Origin of the sequence: Flavobacterium sp. CSZ, assembly GCF_015350725.1 — a bacterium.
In the GTDB taxonomy this organism is placed as follows: domain Bacteria; phylum Bacteroidota; class Bacteroidia; order Flavobacteriales; family Flavobacteriaceae; genus Flavobacterium.
Window position 1 is genome coordinate 478,201 of the sequence record NZ_JADKPQ010000001.1, and the last position, 20,330, is coordinate 498,530.

Sequence of the window (20,330 nt, forward strand, 5' to 3'; positions counted from 1 at the left end):
AACTATCTTAATTATGGAACATTTTTACTCTCAAATCAAAAAATTTTTAAATATCGCCTTGTTTTTGGGGATATTTTTACAAAGCTACATTGTGAATTCTCAGACTCTGGCAAACGGTGACCTTATTTTTACCGGCTACGATTCAAATTTCTCACAAACCGATGGTGGTGATGTATTTTCGTTTGTACTTCTTACCCCTATACCTGCAGGTACTGTAATTAATTTTACAGACAGAGGCTATTTTGAAACCTTAACCTGGCAAGTTGTAAGTGGTACCGAAGGATCCATTTCATGGACTAGTGGAACTGCTATTGCGGCAGGAACAGAGGTCATGATAAAAGGTATGACTGCTTCGACTTATAACGTGGCTACTGGTGCTACAACAACAAATGGTACCGTAGTTATTACCGAAGGAACTATGACAAATGGACTAAATTTATCTTTTACGGGAGATCAGGTTATCGCTTTTCAAGGCGGTGCAGGCTCTGTTACTGGAAGCGGAGTTACCCTTATTAGTGGATTACATTATTTTCGTTGTGCTACTGCACCGGGAACCTCTCAGGCAACCTGGGATCCTGATGCCTGTGCCAACGGAACAAATGGCTCTATCAGGCCTCCGGCTCTAATTGCAGGTACAAGTGCATTTTATACAGGAGGTTCTACTCCTAGCGCTGCAAAGTTTAATCTAAGCAGTACTGATCCTATTACTACTATAGCACAAATTAGAACCGCAGTCATGAATCCGTCAAACTGGACACTTTCTGCTATTTCACTTGCCATGCCATCAGCTGCTCCTTTTTTAGGAACACCACCAGCAATTACTGGTAATCCGCCTAACAGAACGCTTTGTATTGGCGGTACCACTACTTTTCCAATTACCGCAACGAATGCCAGTGGTTATCAATGGCAGGAAAATACAGGAAGTGGTTTTGCAAACCTTTCTAATACAGCACCTTATTCTGGCGTAACTTCAGCAACTTTAACCATAACAGGAGTAACGGCAGCGATGAGCGGTTACACCTATAGATGTATTGCAAGCGGAACTGGCACAGCCACCTCTAATCCGGCAACATTAACTGTCCCTAGTACAACTGTTATTACAACTGCACAAAGCAATGTTACCTGTAATGGCGGAAACAATGGTTCAGCCACTGTATCAGCTTCAGGAAGTTTTCCACCCTATACGTATTTATGGTCCTCTTCGGCGGGTACAGCAGCAACCGCAACAAATCTTACTGCAGGAACTTATACAGTTACGGCTACAGATAATATTGGATGTCCTACACCATATACTGTAACAATAACAGAGCCTACGTTAGCAGCTTCATCGCCATCAATAACGACCCAACCTGCTTCTTATTCAGCTTGTACAGGATCAACTGCTTCATTTACAGTTGCTGCAACAAATACTGCAACTTATCAATGGCAGGTAGACAATGGCTCCGGATATGCTAATATTACCAATGGAGGTGCTAGTCCTAATTACTCCGGATCTAATACTGCAAACCTTAGCATAAGTTCTATTACTTCTGGAATGAATGGTTATTCTTACCGAGTTGTACTTACAAGTTCATGCTCCAATACAATTGCATCGAATGGTTTGGCGCAATTAAATGTAACTTCGCTACCAGTAGCTACAGCAATACCTGCTTCTGCATCAATTTGTAGCGGAACTTCTCCAAATATTGCTTTAACATCAGCACCAGGTGGTGCTACATTCTCCTGGACAGTTGTTACAACAAGTGGTACAGTTACTGGTGCTTCTGCTAGTTCGGGGACTTCTATCAATCAGACTCTTACTGGCAATGGTATTGTTACTTATACCGTAACACCTAGTCTTAATAGTTGTTCTGGTACACCGATTACCGTAGTCATTACAGTTAATCCTCTTCCCTCTATAGCAGCACAACCTTCAGCTTCTACCATATGTGCAGGAGCCAATACAACTTTTTCTGTAACTGCTACTAATGCCACTGGCTATCAATGGCAGGTAGATCAGGGTGCTGGTTTTTCTAATATTTCAAATGGAGCACCTTATTCAGGAGCCACTACAGCTACACTTACTATAACAGGAGCCACTACTGGACTTAATGGATATGTTTACAGAGCTGTCGCTACAGGTACATGTATACCAAATGCAGTTTCAAACGCTGCCGCACTTACTATTAATTCTGCACCGGGTATTACAACACAACCTTCTGCCAGTACAATCTGTGTAGGAGCGAATGCTACCTTTTCTGTTACAGCTTCTGGTGCTACCGGATATCAATGGCAAGTAGATCAGGGTGCTGGTTTTTCTAATATTGCAAATGGGGCTCCTTACTCTGGAGCAACTACTGCAACACTTACTATAACAGGAGCAACTGTTGGATTAAATGGTTATGTTTACAGAGTTGTCGCTACAGGGGCATGTACACCTGATGCCGTTTCAAACACTGCAGCTCTTACCATAAATTCTGCACCCGCCATTACCACACAACCTAGTAATAGTATTACCTGTTTAGGTACAAATGCTACTTTTACCGTTGCTGCTTCCAATGCTACCGGATATCAATGGCAGGTAAATCAAGGTGCTGGTTTCTTTAATATTCCAAATATTGCTCCTTATTCCGGAGCAACTACAGCAACACTTACCATAACAGGTGTTACTGCCGATATGGATGGATATGTATACCGGGTTGTAACGACAGGCTTATGTACACCTGCAGCTACATCTTCAGCAAGAACATTAACAATACCTATTATTATTGCAGGCGCATCACAAACTAATATTGCCTGTAATGGTGTTGCAACTGGTATTGCAACTGTTAGCCCAACCGGAGGAACAGCTCCTTATACCTTTCTATGGTCTAACAATGCGATTACTTCTTCTATAAGCGGCCTTACAGCAGGAACTTATAGTGTAACGATTAAAGATGCTAACCAATGCGAAAAAATACAAAATTTCACAATAACTGAACCACCTGTATTAGTGGCGTCTCAAGGAGCAATAAACAATGTAAGCTGTAACGGAGGTTCTAACGGAACTGCTACGGTAAATGTTACGGGAGGAACAGGCATAGGCAGTTACACTTATTCATGGGCTCCAACAGGAGGTTCTGCCGCTACAGCATCAGGACTTGCAGCTGGAACTTATACAGTAACCGTAACAGATGCTAATTCATGTCAAAAAACTTTACCTTTTACTATTACTGAACCTGCAGCCTTAGCTGTAACATCTTCGCAAGTTGATATATTATGTAACGGATCTGCAACTGGATCTGCAACTCTAAATGCAACCGGAGGAACAGGAACAGGCACTTATACTTATTCATGGGCTCCGTCAGGAGGAACAGCTGCTACTGCTACTGGCTTAACTGCTGGTACTTATACAGTAACAATCACAGACGCTAACAGCTGCTCAACTACAAAATCAATTACAATAACAGAACCTTTAACTCCATTAACTGCCTCTCAAGGAACAACTGTTAATGTAAATTGTTATGGACAAACTACCGGATCAGCTACCGTAAATGTAACCGGCGGGACCGGTTCTTACTCTTACTCTTGGGCACCTTCTGGTGGTACAGGAGCTACAGCGTCAGGCTTATCCGCTGGAAATTATACTGTAACCATTTTCGATGATAATGGGTGTATGACATCTCAAAACTTTAACATCAGCCAGCCTGGAGCAGCACTTTCAGCAAGTACATCTTCAACAGGAGTTAGTTGTTATAACGGATCAAATGGTACTGCAAGCGTAACGGTATCTGGAGGAACTCCTAATTATACTTATTCATGGGCACCTTCTGGAGGTACTGCCGATACAGCAACAGGGCTTACTGCCGGAAATTATACCTGTACAATTACTGATTCAAAAGGATGTATATTGATTCAACCTGTCACTGTTAGTGGTCCTTCTGCATTATCCAGTACGATTGCAAAAGTAGACGTTTCCTGTAATGGAGGAACTAATGGATCAGCTACCGTAACAGCTTCTGGAGGAACTGGTGCATATACCTATTCATGGGCACCAACAGGTGGAAATGCCGCAACAGCATCGGGGCTTCCTCAGGGAACTTATACCGTAACTGTTACTGATGCAAATAGTTGTTTTATAACTCAAAGCGTTACCATAGATCAGCCTGCATCTTTAACCGTTATCCCATCACAAACTGATGTTTTATGTAATGGTGGAGCTACCGCAACAGCAACTGTAACAACTAGCGGAGGAACTTTACCTTATACTTATGCGTGGTCACCGGCTGGCGGAACTGATGCAACTGCAACAGGGCTTAGCGTTGGAAACTATGCTTGTATGATTACTGATGCAAACGGGTGTACTTTTACACAATTTTTCGCAATTTCCGAACCTCCAACTCTTACTTCATCAATAACAAAAATAGATGCAACTTGCTTAATAGGCGGTCAATCAACTGTAAGTGTTAATGGCGGTACGCTCCCATATTCTTATTCATGGTCTCCATCAGGTGGAAACGCAGCAACTGCAACAGGTCTTAGCGCAGGAAATTATACAGTCATTGTTACTGATGGAAACGGATGTACCACTACCCAAAATACAGTTATTGGTACAACTAACACACTTGTTGCTACTACATCTCAAACTGATGTTTTATGTAATGGTGCAAATACAGGTTCAGCTTCGGTAGTTCCATCAGGAGCACCGGGTCCATTTAGTTATGTTTGGGCACCCTCTGGCGGAAATAGCGATACTGCAAGCAACCTTACAGCTGGTAACTATTCAGTAACAATAACTTCTGCAAATGGTTGTTCTATTGTAAAAAACTTTACAATTACTGAGCCTTCTGCTTTAACAGTTACTCCATCACAAATCGATCTGTTATGTAATGGTGGAACTACAGGACAAGCATCTGTAAGCGTAACAGGAGGAACTGGTGCATATACTTATGCATGGTCTCCATCAGGTGGAAATGCTGCAACTGCAACAGGACTTACTGCCGGAACTTATATGGTAACAATTACGGATGGTAACTTATGTCAAACCACACAATCGTTTACAATTACAGAACCTAATGCTCTTACTGCTACAATTGCTCCAACAAATGTGAGCTGTAACGGAGGAACTAATGGATCTGCAACTGTAACAGTTTCTGGAGGAACTGGTGCATATACTTATGCATGGGCACCTACCGGAGGTACTGCCGATACAGCAACAGGACTTAGCGCAGGAACTTATACTGTAACAATTACTGATGCTAATAGCTGTACTACAACTCAAAGTGTTACTCTAACTGAACCAGCTGTTTTAGTCGCTTCTGTGGGAAGTCAAAGTGATATTACCTGCAACGGTCTTAACAATGGATCTGCAACAGTAAATGTAACTGGCGGAACTGGAACTTATACCTACGCTTGGTCTCCATCAGGTGGAACTGCTGATACAGCAACTGGACTTAGCCCGGGAACTTATACTGTAACAGTAACAGATGCAAACAGTTGTACTGTAAATCAAAGTTTTACAATTATAGAACCAGCTGTTTTAACTTCTTCTATTACTGGTCAAACTTATATTTTATGCAATGGAGGAACTACAGGATCTGCGACTGTAACAGCAATTGGCGGAACTGGAGCTTATACTTATTCATGGTCTCCATCAGGTGGAACTGCTGATACAGCAACAGGACTTAGTGCCGGAACTTATACCGTAACTGTTACTGATGCTAAGAGCTGTACAACAACTCAAAGTGTTACGATAACTGAACCTAATGCTCTTACCGCTACAATAGTTCCAACAAACGTGAGCTGTAACGGAGGAACTACAGGAGCTGCAACCGTAACTGCAACTGGAGGAACTGGTGCATATACTTATGCATGGTCACCTTCTGGAGGAACTGCAGCAACGGCAACAGAACTTACTGCGGGAACTTATATCGTAACGGTTACAGATGCCAATAGCTGTACTACAACTCAAAGCGTTACTATAACAGAACCAGCTGCTTTAGTAGCTTCTGTGGGAGGTCAAAATAATGTTACCTGCAACGGTCTTAACAATGGATCTGCAACCGTAATAGCAACTGGCGGAACCGGAACTTATACCTACGCTTGGTCACCATCAGGTGGAACGGCTGATACTGCAACAGGACTTAGCCCGGGTGTTTACACAGTAATCGTAACAGATGCAAACAATTGTACTGCAACTCAATCTTTCACAATTACAGAACCAGCTGTTTTAACTGCTACCATTACAGGTCAAACTGATGTTACTTGTAATGGTCAGGCAAATGGATCCGCAACGGTAACAGCAACTGGCGGAACAGGTTTATATACTTATGCATGGTCTCCATCAGGTGGAACGGCTGATACTGCAACAGGACTTAGTGGCGGAACTTACACCGTAACCATTACTGATGTTAATAATTGTGCAACAACTCAAAGTGTTACTATAACTGAGCCTAATGCTCTTACTGCTACAATAGCCCCAACAAACGTGAGCTGTAACGGAGGAACTACAGGAGCTGCAACAGTAACTGCAACTGGAGGAACTGGAACTTATACTTACGCTTGGGCACCTTCTGGAGGAACTGCTGCAACGGCAACACAACTTACTGCGGGAACTTATGTCGTAACGGTTACAGATGCTAATAGCTGTACTACAACTCAAAGTGTTACTATAACTCAACCAGCTGCTTTAATTGCTTCTGTGGGAGGTCAAAGTGATGTTACCTGCAACGGTCTTAACAATGGATCTGCAAACGTAATAGCAACTGGCGGAACCGGAACTTATACCTACGCTTGGTCTCCATCAGGTGGAACGGCTGATACAGCAACAGGACTTAGCCCAGGTGTTTACACAGTAACCGTAACAGATACAAACAATTGTACTGCAAATCAAAGTTTTATAATTACACAACCTGCTGTTTTAACTGCTTCTATTACTGGTCAAACTGATGTTACTTGTAATGGTCAGGCAAATGGATCTGCAACTGTAACAGCAACTGGAGGAACCGGAACCTATACTTATCTATGGTCTCCATCAGGAGGAAATGCTGCAACTGCAACAGGACTTAGTGGCGGAACTTATACCGTAACCGTTACTGATGCTAATAGCTGTACTACAACTCAAAGTGTTACGATAACTGAGCCTAATGCTCTTAGTGCTACAATAGCTCCAACAAATGTGAGTTGTAACGGTGGAACTACAGGAGCTGCAACCGTAACCGCAACTGGAGGATCTGGTACCTATACATATTCATGGTCACCTTCTGGAGGAACTGCTGCAACGGCAACAGGACTTACTGCGGGAACTTATACAGTAACTGTTACTGATGCTAATAGCTGTACTACAACTCAAAGCGTTACTGTAACTGAACCAAGCTTAATCGTTGCTTCTATTACAACCAAAACAGATGTTACTTGTAATGGTGCAAGTAATGGATCTGCAACGGTAACTGCAACTGGAGGAACTGGCGCATATACTTATGTATGGGCTCCATCAGGTGGAAACGCAGCAACGGCAACAGGACTTAATATTGGAATTTACACCGTAACAGTAACTGATGTTAATGGATGTAGTGCAACACAAAACGTTACAATCAGTGAGCCATCTGCCTTAACTGCAACAACTACACAAACAGATGTAACTTGTATGGGAGCAACTGATGGATCTGCAAGTGTAACTGCAACTGGAGGAACTGGTACATATACTTATGCATGGTCTCCATCAGGTGGAAACGCTGCAACTGCAACTGGTCTTATCGCAGGAAATTACACTGTAACAATTACCGATGCAAACGGATGTTCAGTGACAAAATCACTAAGCATAATAACAATTCCTGATGTAACAGCGCCAGTGCCTAATTTAGCAACATTGCCAACTATCACTGCTAGCTGTTCAATTACAGCGGCTCAAATTCCTGTTCCAACAGCAACTGACAACTGTGCAGGAATTATAAAGGCTACCACAACTAGTCCTTTAAGCTACACAGCTGTGGGAACTTATACAATCACATGGACTTATGATGACGGACATGGAAATACTTCATCTCAAAATCAAACGATTAATGTAACAGCTTCATCTTTAGATCAGGTAACTTTTAGCAATGCTGAATATACTTTTGATGGAAATCTTCATAGCCTGCAAGTTGAAAATCTTCCTGCCGGAGCTTCTGTAGCGTATACTATTACACCAGCGGCAAGTACACAAAATGGTGCAATAAATGCTGGTATTTATACTGTTACTGCAATAGTTTCACCTTCAGCAAGTACGCCAAATTGTTTACCAATTACACTTACTGCGCAACTTACTATCAATAAAGCGCCTCAACAAATTACTTTTGATGCAATTCCTGCAAAAATTCTTGGAGCAAATAATAACTTCAACTTAGAAGCAACTTCTAGTTCAGGTTTGCCAATTCGTTACTCTTTTACATATACTTCTGCCCTGCCACCTGCAAATGTTTCGGCAATTGGGTTAGTTAATTTGTTAAGATCTGGCGATTTAGTAATTGTAGCACATCAGGATGGTAATGAAAACTATTTACCTGCTGCGAATGTGGAACAAGTTCTTGTTATTAAAAACAATGATATAACGATTCCAAAAATTACGCTTGGAAGTAAAGTATACCAAAATCCCGCTAAGGAAATTAAATATTTGATGGAATGTGGTGAAAACAATCCAAATGTTGCCTTCTCAAATGAAACCGGAGCAACATTCACACCTTCTGCCAATTTTACTATTACAACTCCTAAACCGGGAATTTATACGCAAAATGTTACTGTTACTTCACAAGACGGAACAGCAACGGCTATGTATGCTTTAACTATAGAAAAGCCATTTGGTTTCTATGATATTGTTCATCAAAAATTCAACAATGTATTGCTAATCAATAACAATCCTCAAACCAATGGAGGTTATGAATTTGTTTCGTACCAATGGTTTAAAAATGGGCAATTGGTAGGAACAGGTCAATATTATTCAGCGGGAGATGATTTAGCGAATTCATTAGATACTTCTGCCGACTATAGTGTAAAAATGACCACCAAAGACGGAAAAACACTTCAGACTTGTAGTGCCAAAATTACGACTCAAAAATCGTTGGTGGCCAGACTTTATCCTAACCCAATTCAAACAGGACAAGTGATTACGGTCGAAGCAGATTTCCCTGCAGAAGAATTAGAAAACATGCAAATTAGCCTGTATTCTGTTTCGGGTCAATTGATAAAAACATTGAAATCATCTACGGTAAGAACTGAAGTTCAGTTACCTGATGCTGAGAGTAATATGTATGTTGTAGTTATTGAAACTGCCAATATCAAGAAAACGCTAAAAGTAATTGTAAATAAATAAAACCTGTCAGTGCTATTTTCGAATAGCACTGGCATTAAAAAAAAATAAGATGAAAAAATATATACGAAACTATATAACATCAATATCCATCGTTACAGTAGTTTTAGGATCTTGCCTAAACAGTTACGGTCAGGATAGAAAGCAGGAATTATCAATAGCTGTGGGAGGACCGTTTTCATTTCTAAAATCTAATAATGGCGGAGAGCTAGTACCCGGAAACGGAATAAATGCAGGAATTCGATATTCATATTACTTAAATGAAGGTTTAAGTATTGGTATTGGTGCCGAATATCAAACTTACAGTTCTGATGTGAAATATGGATTTTATGGCGGACAATATAACGCTGTTGATGCTGAAAATGAAGCTTTTCAATTTCGATACAAAGCAACAAATTTAAGAGAGCAACAAAAATTAGGATACGTTAATATTCCAATTAATATTCAGTTTGAAACTCCCGGCGCTACAAAATTATATCTTGCAGCAGGAGCTAAAATAGGTTTTGCTACCACCGGAAGTTACGAAAGTACTTTCCAGAACCTTACTACAAGCGGCTATTATCCGCAATATAATGTAGAGCTGTTCAGCCCGTCATTTGCCGGGTTTAAGAATGTAAACAACTTAAAAACAAGTAAACAGGATCTGGATACAGAGGTGTCTTATTCTGCTACATTCGAAACTGGTTTGAAACAAAAAATTGGGGATCACAGCGCTATCTACATCGGACTTTATTTAGACTACGGATTAAATAATATCTATGATAATAAAGGAAGCAAAAATCTGGTACAATACCATCCGGAATTACCTGTGCAGCTGCAATACAACAGCGTACTTGATACTTCTATTTCAAATGATATCAGATTGGTTTCTTATGGGCTTAAACTAAGATATGCTATTCGATAAATCAAAATTTGATCAGTGAGATAAGCTCATCAGTAGTAATAAAAAAAATCCATTCGTTGCGGCGAATGGTTTTTTTTTTATTCAATTTTAACTGCTTTAATCTCGATCTTATTATACTGGGCAATAGATTTTGGTTCATGCCAATATTCTATAATCGTCTTGATAACCTGCTTGAATTTATCATAGTCAAAAGGCTTCACAAAATAACTATGAGTAGGCAAAGAATAAGGATCGATTACAAAACTCTGCTCAAATAATGTGGTAAAAAACAAGTACGGACAATTGAATATCGTCCCTACTCCATTATTATCCGGATTCGTTTCCATTACTTTATAATTCATAACATTCAATAGTACAATATCAGAAAACACCAAAAAAGGTTTAATCTGATGGCGAAGCATATAATTACAAGCCGTTTCGGCAGTATTAAAATATAGAATTGGGTTCGCGTAGTTGAGTTCACTAAAAACCTCAATAAATAATTTACGGTCTTCCTGTTTATTTTCTATTACAACTATAGGTCCTTTTTTATTCATAACAATAAGTTTAAATTCTGGTTTGCACGTGCGCTACTTCATGGAGTTTATTCTATTCAAATATTTTAAAAATTGAGCGAAAATTACTTACAAAATCTTCATTTCTCCTTATATAATTTTCATTTACCGCAATATGGTTAAGGATTTCTTTTGCTAAAAGCTAAAATGCTGTTAATTATATAATTACTGTTTCAAATTTTATAAGTAAATACCACTACTTCATAACTAATTTTGAGTTACACATTTAGAATCAGGAAAATACATTTTGATTATCTAATAATTTAATATCAAATAGCTATGAATACTTCAAACCATAAAACAAGACAAACTCATGGAAGTTACATCAAGGACGATCGCATTTTGCAGCCACAGCAAGATGAGACTCGCTTAGAATCTGATACCACACAAAATGATATCTATGCTTCAAGTTACAATAGCAACGAAAGTTATGTTGATGAATATCAGAAACGAATGGATGAAGAAGGAGATTATCATGACTATCAAATTTTAAATGAAGAGGAAGATCCGGATGATTTAGATGATAATTTCGAAGATGCACTGGACAGAGAAAATGAAGACGACGATTATTTTGAAGAAGATGATCTCGACGAAGAGCTTGACGAAAGTGATTTAGATGATGATCTTATAGAAGATTATGACGAAAATGATCGTGAGCCGGACAGTTTCACTACCGAAAAATTAAAACAGGACGAACTCGATCAGGAATACGATATCGATCAGGATCTTGAAGAAAAAGATCCCGTAAACAAACCCAGAGAGTTTTAATAAAAGCTTTGCTCAGATAAACCATTCTCTCGTGAATGGTTTATTTTATTTCTCATAAATCAAATCAGCTTATCATGGATATCTATACTTTTTTTCAATTAATAATTGTTACAATCGCAGCCACAACGGCCATGACTTTATTCAGTTATATTGTATCAGCAAGTTTTCGGGAATTGTACAAAGAACCCGTTTTATTAACTTTTATGTTAAGCAAACTCAAACTCGAATTATCCAATAAGGTAAAAGAAACATTAGCCTGGTTATTGCATTATTTTATAGGTTTCCTTTTTGTCCTGGCCTATTATTTTTTATGGGTAAACGACATTTTACCTATTTCTTTTCTAACGGCCTTTTTACTGGGTTTTGTTAGCGGAATCATTGGCATTATTGGCTGGATGATTATGTTTAAAATGAGTGATCATCAACCTAAAATCGATTTTAAAGGCTATTATTTTCAGTTGCTTCTCGCCCATATCATTTTCGGTCTTGTTGCAACAGGTATTTATACTCTTTCATTAACTGTTTTAATCTTAACAAACGCTCATGTCACTGTCTAAATACAATCAAAAAAGAGATTTTAAACAAACTCAGGAACCAAAAGGTAAAGTCGAAAAATCGGCAAGCCAATTGATTTTTGTGGTACAAAAACATGCAGCTTCGCATTTGCATTACGATTTTAGATTAGAAATGGATGGTGTGCTGAAAAGCTGGGCGATTCCTAAAGGTCCGTCTATGAATCCTGATGATAAACGTTTGGCAATGATGGTCGAAGATCATCCGTATAGTTATAAAGATTTTGAAGGCACAATTCCCGCAGGAAATTACGGTGCCGGAAATGTTATTGTTTGGGATAATGGTACTTATACGCCAGATGAACCAACGCCAAACCCTGAAAAAACCTTATTGGCAGATCTTAAAAAAGGTCATTTAAGTTTTGTTTTAAAAGGAAAAAAACTAAAAGGAGAATTCTCATTAATCAAACTAAAAGGCAAACAGGAAAATGCCTGGTTACTCATAAAAAAACACGATCCTCATGCTACAGAAAGTGATATCTTAAATAAAAATAAATCGGTTATATCTGAAAGGACTCTGGAAGAATTAGAAAAAAAATCCAAAAAAATGGATGAGAAAGCAAATGAAAAAAAAGCTTCAAGAAAAAATCATTCCTCAACTGAAACGCCTGCCGTTTTTATCAAACCCATGTTAGCCAATACCAAAGAAAAAGCGTTTGATGACAGTAATTGGGTATTCGAAAACAAATACGATGGCTACAGGGCGATTTCTGTAATTAATCCTGCTGATATACAATTATTTAGCCGAAATGAATTATCTTTTAATGCCAATTTTAAACCTATAGCAGATGAATTACAAAAAATAGATCATATTGCAGTTTTAGACGGTGAAATTGTTGTGGAAGACGAAAACGGAAAAGCCAATTTTCAGCTACTTCAAAACTATCTGAAAACAGGTTTTGGAACTTTGAAATATTATGTTTTTGATCTTCTTAATTTAGATGGAAACCTCATCACTGATTTATCACTGCTCGAAAGAAAGGAACTGCTTAAAACTTTATTCAATAAATATGATTTTAAAAATATTTATTACTCAGAACATACCGTAGAGAAAGGGTTGAAACAATTCGATCTTTCGATAAAAAATAAAGGCGAAGGTATTGTTGCCAAAAAAGCCGATAGTACTTATATCCCCAATAAAAGAAGCAGCTACTGGCTTAAAATTAAAATTTCGAATGAAGAAGAAGCCATTATTATTGGAATTACCGAACCCAAAAAATCCAGAAAATATTTTGGAGCCATTTTACTGGGGCAATATTACGGCAAAAGGCTTCAGTTTATAGGAAAGTGCGGAACCGGTTTTACAGATTCGACCCTAAAAGAGTTGTATACAAAACTGCAGCCGCATTTTGTGAATGAATCTCCGCTTAGCGAAAAAATTGCACTAAGGGATGAAATTCAATGGGTGAAACCAAAGCTGGTCTGTCAGGTTAAATTCTCAGAATGGACAAATGACAAGCATTTAAGACATCCTGTATATCTGGGTTTAAGAATAGATAAAAAAGCATCGGAAGTTTTTGTTCCATCTAATATTAAATCAAATAATGCAATCGAAAAAGATGTAAAAGAAGATACCATGAAAGAGAAACCAACTCCCTCAACAGAAAACGATTACGATTTAAAAATAGGAAAAACTACTTTGCATTTGACCAATCAAAACAAGATTTATTTTCCTGATGATGGTATTACCAAAGGAGAAATTGTACAGTATTATAATGAGGTAGCCGATTTAATTCTTCCCTATCTTAAAGATCGTCCGCAATCTATGAATCGTTTTCCTAACGGAATCAATGCGCCCGGATTTTATCAAAAAGATGTCGATGTTGATAAAGTTCCGTCCTGGCTCAAAACCAAAAAAATCTTTTCAGAATCGAATGAAGAATATCTCAATTACCTGATTTGTAATGACAGGGCAACTTTGCTTTATATGGCCAATTTGGGCTGCATCGAAATGAATCCGTGGAATTCTACAATCAAACACGTCGAAAATCCGGACTGGCTTGTGATTGATATTGATCCTGAAAAAGATGACTTTGCAGAAGTTGTAAAAACGGCTCTAACCGTAAAAGAAGTTCTCGATGAACTCGAAACCGATTGTTATTGCAAAACTTCAGGCGCTACCGGATTACACGTTTACATTCCGCTAGGCGCGCAATACGATTACGATTCTATTAAAATCTTTGGCGAATTACTGGCTACCGAAATTCATTCGCGTTTACCCAAAACAACCTCTTTAGAACGAAGTATCAAAAAAAGAAACCATAAAATTTATATTGATTATCTACAAAACCGACGCGGGCAAACTCTGGCATCGCCTTATTCTGTAAGGCCTAAGCCGGGAGCAACAGTTTCGACCCCATTAGAATGGAGCGAAGTAAATTCGAAACTGCATCCATCCCAATTTACTATCAAAAATGTGCTGAAACGTTTTGAGAAAAAAGGAGATTTATGGCAGCCCGTTTTAGGAAAAGGTGCTAATATTAAAAAGATATTACACAAACTGGAAAACAAAAATCCTCATTAAGAGGATTTCTTTTTTTCCAGACTTGCTTTTAGCATCGCCATCAAATCGTCGCTTTGTTTGTGAACAACTTTAAGTTTTGGTGCAGCTTGTTTTTTACCCTTCGCTTTGTTCTTTATAATTTGCATAAGCTTGGCGGTATATTCGTCTTTATAAGCGCTGATATCGAATTTCTCCGTAAGCTGATCGATCAGTTTTTCGGCCATATCCATTTCTTTCGTGGCTTTCTTAGACGCTGCGGGCAGTTTTAATTCTGATGTATCTCTTATTTCCTGTTCAAAACGAATTCGGTTTAAAAGAATCACATTTTTATATGGTTTTAAAATGGCCAGGCTTTCCTTGTTACGCAAAACAAAACTCGTTACCCCTACTTTACCTGATGCTTCAAGCGCATCTCTTAGCAAAGCATAAGCATTCATGGCGCCTTTGTCAGGCTCAAGATAATACGGCTGTTCGTAGTAAATGCTATTAATTTCTTTTTCTAACGCAAAACTCTGAATGTTGATCGTTTTTGTTTTCTCAGCATCTGCGGCTTCAAAATCAGCATCTTCAAGAATTATATATTTGTCGTCTATTTTATACCCTTTTACAATATTGGCATACGCGACTTCTTTTCCCGTATTTTCATTTACCCTCTTGAATTTGATGTTGGCATGATCTTTTTCATCCAGCATATCCATATCAATACTGCTTTCCTGCACAGCAGAAAAAATTTTAATGGGAATATTGATTAACCCAAAACTAATCGATCCTGTCCAAATTGCTCTCATAACTTTAATTTATAAAATTGAATTTCCTTCGACCCATTTCAGGGCTTTATTGAAAGCTAGCTTTTTAAAACCACGTAATTCACCCGTGCTATTAAAAGTAAATCCGTCATTAAAATTCATTTCTTCAGAGTCTGAGACAATCGCTACCCTGTTCCAGTTTTCAAATTGTTGTAATCCCAAAACAGCATCCTGGAACCAGACATTTTCAGTAAAATTCTGAACATCTGTATCTAGCGCAAATAAAAAATTAATTTCATTTGATTCTTTTGATAATCCTTCTAATTCAGGAAGCACAACGCTCTTAAAATCAGCTGTTGTTACCTGACCCAAAGCCCTAAAAGCAATTAAATTTTTGGCTGTTTCTATTTTATGTATCATAATGATTATAGCTTGAATTGTTGTTGTAATAATTTCTTTTACAGAGGATTAAAATTAATCAGGATCAAGTCAGAAATTTTACACGATTATGGGTAGAGATTACAAAACTCCAATAACACAAGTGACAGTCACCACTTACAAGGATTTTTTCACGCAGATTTTAATGTAGATAATAATAGCTTAAATCTTTTAAAAATCTGCGTGAAAGAATTCATTATACTTAACAGGTTTTACCAATAAAACTTCATGAAAAAAACTCCAAAATCTATGACTTCGGAGCTTCTAATTTACCTTTTAAATCATTTTGCCATTGCAGCATCGTCAATAAAACCTAACACTTCTAGCTGGTTTCTAAAGTATTACAAATGTCTCGCTTCGATTTCAGCAGATTTATAATTGAGGCACAATTTCCTTTTTTTGCTGAAGTAAAAGACTTATTCGATAAGCATTACCAAGAGTATCTTTTTGTAGTTCCATTTTGTTTCCTTCGTATTTTTTATAGATTAAACGTTCTTTTTCTACATTGGATTCCAAAATTTCAAGCGATACTAATTTTCCCGGAATAATGGCCCCAATCCAGTTAGGATCTGACTTTTGATGCCAGGTAATGCATACTAATTTTTCTCCTTTTTGATGATGGAAACTGTTTGTTTTAATTCTTTCAATTGCCATTTGATTTCCATACAGCAATGATGTTGTGTGTGTTTTGTTGTTAATCGAAGAATTGATGACCTGCAAACCAGAAACATTATCCAGCATTGCATCCGGTAATGAAGCCTCTTTATTCAAAGCGTTTTCATTCGCTTTATCTGAGCAGGAGAAAAGAAAAAACAAAGAAAGAATTCCTGTAAAATAGAGTATTGTTTTCATATTTAATGACGTATTGGAAGTGTGAATACATAATCGTTTTTTTCCATAGGCTTGTGGCAATTCATACATTCGATTACAAAATCGGCTCTCTTGCCATACGGAATCAGTTCTGTTGTTTTAAAACGCGAAAATCCCCAGCCGAAAGTTTTCTTGTATTTATTATGATCCTTAATCATAAATTCTACTTGCTTAAAAGCGCCCTGAGAAATATTGCCATCCTCATCTTCAATTTCATCATAAGCCGCTTTAGCCAAAATAGAACCGTCCGGCCAAGGGCTAATCTTCTTTTCTTTAATCGCTTTTATAGCAATATCATTTCCGTAGATAATTCGCATTGTTCCATTATCCATACGTTGCGTCGTACTTACAACAGCCCAGTTTTTATAATCGGATATGTAAGCAATCCCGTTTGGTGTCTTTGGTATTTTAACTGAATTTTCAACCTTTTTTAATTCTTTCGATTGATCATTCAAAGCCTTTATTTTAGATGTATCCTGAGGTTTATTATTCACTCTTAAACTCCAAATATAATTTTGAAGCACTTTTATATCTTTTTGAGAGAGTTTTGCCTGAGGATGTGCCAATGTATAACTCTGCAAAGGCATCGCTCCCTGAGAAACCTGATTGACAGATTCCCAAAGTTTTGCCTTTTGATCTGCCGGTGATAACTTATCCCATTCAGAAAAATTGAGTCCGCTCCTTCCCTCTTTTATATGTTGTGCAACAAACCACGACACGGGAACTATTTTATCATACCAACTTAAATTGGTTTGGTTCGAATGACAATCATAACAGGAGTTTCTTAAAATAGTTTGTACTTCATGTGGTACTTTTAAATCTCCCGTAACTGGTGGATTTGTAATTACGGGACGAATAAATTGTATTCCTGCAAAAATCAAAAACAAGATTATTAACGGAATCACGATGACTTTTCTTTTATACACTTTTTGCTTCTTCATATCGTTGTTTTTCTGGTTAATTGCTAAACTTTAAACTCAATTTAAATTTGAAAATCAAAATCAGACAGACCAAAAATGATCATTTCGAAATTTCATACTGCAAATAAAGAACTGAAAACCCACTGAAATCAACTTAAAATGCGCGAAAGGGAAAAAATGAACTTAAAAGGGAATAAATAGAATTGAATAGAATTTGGCTTTCTCTATATTGATATCTTAGTTACAGAAATTGATTTCCAATTCTCTTTTTAGTATCGAAATAATTACACCCAACCCATATTTATTAATTAAATTTGACTCTTGAATACAAACTTTTCCCATGAAAAAAGACAAGCTTTATCTTTTCACTTTTTTATCATTACTTATTGTCGTATACATTTGCGGATACTTTAGCATGAATTATCTGGTCAATCTGAGTACCGAACAATTTCTAAAAATTCAGATTGAATCCAGTAAAAGAGAAGCCAAAGAAATGGCGAACCTGATTTCTTTACAAGCACAACAAAATAGTGATAGAAAGGTAATCATTAATAACGTACAAAAGAGCATTGAAAAAACCGATACCCAAACCGGATTCATTTGCATGTTCGATCAAACAGGAAAAGAAATATGCCATCCTAATCCGGAAAAAATTGGCCGAATGACGGGTCCTGAAGAATCGTATATTTCTACAACGCATAACGAAGTAAATCCTGAAGATTTTTATTCGTATCTAAAAAACAAAACCGAAGGCGGCGGTATTCGCAACTACAATAATCCAAAAAAAGATTCTGAAATTATCTATCTCTATCCGGTAAAAAACACCGATTGGATTATTGCTTCGCACGCCAATCTTCAAAGCATCAATAAACAGGTGCAGGATTTAAAATTCTACTTTATTCTGGTGTACATAAGCACTGGGGCTTTGATTGTTTTGCTTTCTTTTTTTATGATTCGCCTTTTTGGAAGTCGATACGAAAGAAAACTGGAACAGAAAAATGAAAACCTTTTAAATGAAGTTTTAAGCCTTTCGAAACTCAATTATGATTTAACCAGTTACAAATCAAAATTAGAATTGAATGAGCAATTAAAGGTTCAGGAAGTATCTAGTTTTACTGCGAATAAAAAGAGGATTTTAACGAATCTTAAAAACGAAATCGTCTCACTCGAGATAGAACAAATCGCTTATATCTACATGGAAAATACGATCACTTACGTGAAAGATGTAAACGGAAAAATCTCGACCAGTAACAACAGTCTCGAAGAAATTTACACCGAATTAGACAACTCAACTTTTTTCAGAGCCAACAGACAATTTATTCTGGCTATAAAATCAATAGACAAAATACTCAAATACGGTAATAATCAGTTGAAAATCGAAGTTGTTCCCAATTCTACAATCGATATCATCATTAGCAAAAATAAAGCTGCAGAATTTAAAGCATGGTTGAATAAATAAGAAATATTTCAAGTCAAAGCTGAACCGATATTTCATAGAAAACCAAAGCTCCCATACATATTTATATATCGCTCCTATGGAGCTTTTATATAAACTGTTTATACAATGTCATTAAAAACAACAATATTGTGTTTAAACTTTCTTCTTAACTCCCGATAGCCATCGGGATTGCGAGATTAATTTTATTTTCTAAAGAGCTTAAATGTTTGTTAAATTGTCTACTTTAATACCCAGTCTGTATTTGGGCTGATCGTAAAAAAGTGAAGCATCTAAGACGGTATAGGACGGAATCGAAAATTTGAAAGTCGTCGTATTGGTCTGGTAATATTCGCTGCCATAAATACCTCCAAAAACAAAACCTAACCCTTGCGCGGGACCGTTTACAATTCTATAACTCGCCCATAAATTCGCCGTTCTTGGAGACCCCGCTGTTGTTGGCCTTAATCCCTGAACGTTGGCATTACTTTTTTCAAATTTACTATCATTATACGTATAACCAGCGACGATATTTAATCCTGAAATTGGATTGGCAATCAACTCAGCTTCAAAACCTTTACTCACCTGAGTTCTGTCCTGAATAGAATAATTGATATGATCCGGATCATCGCGTGTAATGTTTGTAACCTGAATATCATAATAGCTAAGTGTTGCTGATATCTTATTCAAATCAAATTTAAAACCTCCCTCATACTGGTTCGCCTGATTGGGTTTAAAAGTGTTTCCGTTAAAATCAGAACCCGAAACGTTGCTAAAACCATTCATATAATTACCAAAAACAGAAATCCTGTCTTTCATAATTTGATATACCATTCCAAATTTTGGTGAAAATGCCGTTTGATTGTAATTTCCTGCAATAGAGTCTTTACTTGGGTAATAAGTTCCTTCATTTTCGTATCGATCTACACGAATTCCCCCCATTACTAATAATTTGTCTGTTACATTCAAAACATCCGAAACGTAGGCGCTATACGTATTTTCGTTAGTCGATACATAATTCGTGAATTTTATCTTAGGATCAGCAAACATTGGAGCCACTTTATTTATATTAAAATTATTGTAAGCATCTCCCGGTTTTTTATAATCCATAACAGGCATATTTACAATAGCATCCTTACGTGTAGCGCGTAGGCTGTAAAAATCTAAACCGGCCACTACCCTATTTTTTAGTTTACCAATGTTAAAAACACACAATAGCAAGGCTTTAAGAATTTTATTACTTAAAATATATATCCGGTAAAAAGAAGATACATAAAGTCAAAATCATACAATTTATTCCTGTTTGAAGATCGTCTCAA

General features: G+C 37.3%; 12 protein-coding genes. 6 read left to right on the top strand and 6 right to left on the bottom strand.

Annotation, left to right across the window (positions count from 1 at the left end; genetic code table 11):
• Positions 1-13: 13 nt before the first annotated feature.
• Both IRZ78_RS02000 and IRZ78_RS02005 read left to right on the top strand, forming a co-directional pair.
• Positions 14-9,304 carry a T9SS type A sorting domain-containing protein gene (locus tag IRZ78_RS02000; RefSeq protein WP_194614923.1) on the top strand — a complete coding sequence of 3,097 codons (9,291 nt, stop codon included), beginning with the start codon at positions 14-16 and terminating at the stop codon, positions 9,302-9,304.
• A 49-nt stretch (positions 9,305-9,353) separates the two neighbouring features.
• On the top strand, positions 9,354-10,205 hold the full coding sequence (locus IRZ78_RS02005; protein ID WP_194614924.1) for an outer membrane beta-barrel protein: 852 nt from the start codon (positions 9,354-9,356) through the stop codon (positions 10,203-10,205).
• 77 nt (positions 10,206-10,282) lie between these two features.
• Here IRZ78_RS02005 and IRZ78_RS02010 read toward each other — a convergent pair whose 3' ends face one another.
• Positions 10,283-10,741 carry a response regulator gene (locus IRZ78_RS02010; RefSeq protein ID WP_194614925.1) on the bottom strand — a complete coding sequence of 153 codons (459 nt, stop codon included), beginning with the start codon at positions 10,739-10,741 and terminating at the stop codon, positions 10,283-10,285.
• Positions 10,742-11,038: 297 nt separating this feature from the next.
• Here IRZ78_RS02010 and IRZ78_RS02015 point away from each other — a divergent pair, with 297 nt between their 5' ends.
• From IRZ78_RS02015 to ligD, 3 genes are all read left to right on the top strand, one after another.
• Complete coding sequence (locus IRZ78_RS02015; RefSeq protein ID WP_194614926.1) at positions 11,039-11,527, top strand: hypothetical protein; 489 nt, start codon at positions 11,039-11,041, stop codon at positions 11,525-11,527.
• Between the two features lie 74 nt (positions 11,528-11,601).
• Positions 11,602-12,084 (top strand): hypothetical protein, encoded by a 483-nt coding sequence (locus IRZ78_RS02020; protein ID WP_194614927.1) that lies wholly within the window; start codon positions 11,602-11,604, stop codon positions 12,082-12,084.
• Positions 12,071-14,623 carry a DNA ligase D gene (ligD, locus tag IRZ78_RS02025; protein ID WP_194614928.1) on the top strand — a complete coding sequence of 851 codons (2,553 nt, stop codon included), beginning with the start codon at positions 12,071-12,073 and terminating at the stop codon, positions 14,621-14,623. Before IRZ78_RS02020 ends, ligD begins: the two co-directional genes overlap by 14 nt.
• On the opposite strand, the gene IRZ78_RS02030 is transcribed toward ligD, so the two are convergent.
• From IRZ78_RS02030 to IRZ78_RS02045, 4 genes are all read right to left on the bottom strand, one after another.
• Complete coding sequence (locus IRZ78_RS02030; RefSeq protein ID WP_194614929.1) at positions 14,620-15,390, bottom strand: Ku protein; 771 nt, start codon at positions 15,388-15,390, stop codon at positions 14,620-14,622. The two genes, ligD and IRZ78_RS02030, sit on opposite strands and share 4 nt — an antisense overlap.
• 9 nt (positions 15,391-15,399) lie before the next feature.
• A complete protein-coding gene (locus tag IRZ78_RS02035) occupies positions 15,400-15,768 on the bottom strand; it encodes an STAS/SEC14 domain-containing protein (RefSeq protein WP_194614930.1) in 369 nt (122 codons plus the stop codon).
• Positions 15,769-16,158: 390 nt separating this feature from the next.
• A complete protein-coding gene (locus IRZ78_RS02040) occupies positions 16,159-16,638 on the bottom strand; it encodes a hypothetical protein (protein WP_194614931.1) in 480 nt (159 codons plus the stop codon).
• Positions 16,639-16,640: 2 nt separating this feature from the next.
• Positions 16,641-17,597, bottom strand: a complete 957-nt coding sequence (locus tag IRZ78_RS02045) for a heme-binding domain-containing protein (protein ID WP_194614932.1) — start codon at positions 17,595-17,597, stop codon at positions 16,641-16,643.
• Between the two features lie 319 nt (positions 17,598-17,916).
• On the opposite strand from IRZ78_RS02045, the gene IRZ78_RS02050 reads away from it, so the two are divergent.
• Complete coding sequence (locus tag IRZ78_RS02050; RefSeq protein ID WP_194614933.1) at positions 17,917-19,035, top strand: LytTR family transcriptional regulator DNA-binding domain-containing protein; 1,119 nt, start codon at positions 17,917-17,919, stop codon at positions 19,033-19,035.
• A 198-nt stretch (positions 19,036-19,233) separates the two neighbouring features.
• On the opposite strand, the gene IRZ78_RS02055 is transcribed toward IRZ78_RS02050, so the two are convergent.
• Positions 19,234-20,226, bottom strand: a complete 993-nt coding sequence (locus IRZ78_RS02055) for a TonB-dependent receptor (RefSeq protein WP_228520330.1) — start codon at positions 20,224-20,226, stop codon at positions 19,234-19,236.
• Positions 20,227-20,330: the final 104 nt, after the last annotated feature.

Excerpts from the sequence above, each read along its gene's own strand:
- IRZ78_RS02040 (WP_194614931.1), bottom strand. The coding sequence starts at position 16,638 with ATGAAAACAATACTCTATTTTACAGGAATTCTTTCTTTGTTTTTTCTT.
- IRZ78_RS02010 (WP_194614925.1), bottom strand. The coding sequence starts at position 10,741 with ATGAATAAAAAAGGACCTATAGTTGTAATAGAAAATAAACAGGAAGAC.
- IRZ78_RS02045 (WP_194614932.1), bottom strand. The coding sequence starts at position 17,597 with ATGAAGAAGCAAAAAGTGTATAAAAGAAAAGTCATCGTGATTCCGTTA.
- IRZ78_RS02035 (WP_194614930.1), bottom strand. The coding sequence starts at position 15,768 with ATGATACATAAAATAGAAACAGCCAAAAATTTAATTGCTTTTAGGGCT.
- IRZ78_RS02030 (WP_194614929.1), bottom strand. The coding sequence starts at position 15,390 with ATGAGAGCAATTTGGACAGGATCGATTAGTTTTGGGTTAATCAATATT.
- IRZ78_RS02050 (WP_194614933.1), top strand. The coding sequence starts at position 17,917 with ATGAAAAAAGACAAGCTTTATCTTTTCACTTTTTTATCATTACTTATT.
- IRZ78_RS02000 (WP_194614923.1), top strand. The coding sequence starts at position 14 with ATGGAACATTTTTACTCTCAAATCAAAAAATTTTTAAATATCGCCTTG.
- ligD (WP_194614928.1), top strand. The coding sequence starts at position 12,071 with ATGTCACTGTCTAAATACAATCAAAAAAGAGATTTTAAACAAACTCAG.
- IRZ78_RS02015 (WP_194614926.1), top strand. The coding sequence starts at position 11,039 with ATGAATACTTCAAACCATAAAACAAGACAAACTCATGGAAGTTACATC.
- IRZ78_RS02020 (WP_194614927.1), top strand. The coding sequence starts at position 11,602 with ATGGATATCTATACTTTTTTTCAATTAATAATTGTTACAATCGCAGCC.
- IRZ78_RS02005 (WP_194614924.1), top strand. The coding sequence starts at position 9,354 with ATGAAAAAATATATACGAAACTATATAACATCAATATCCATCGTTACA.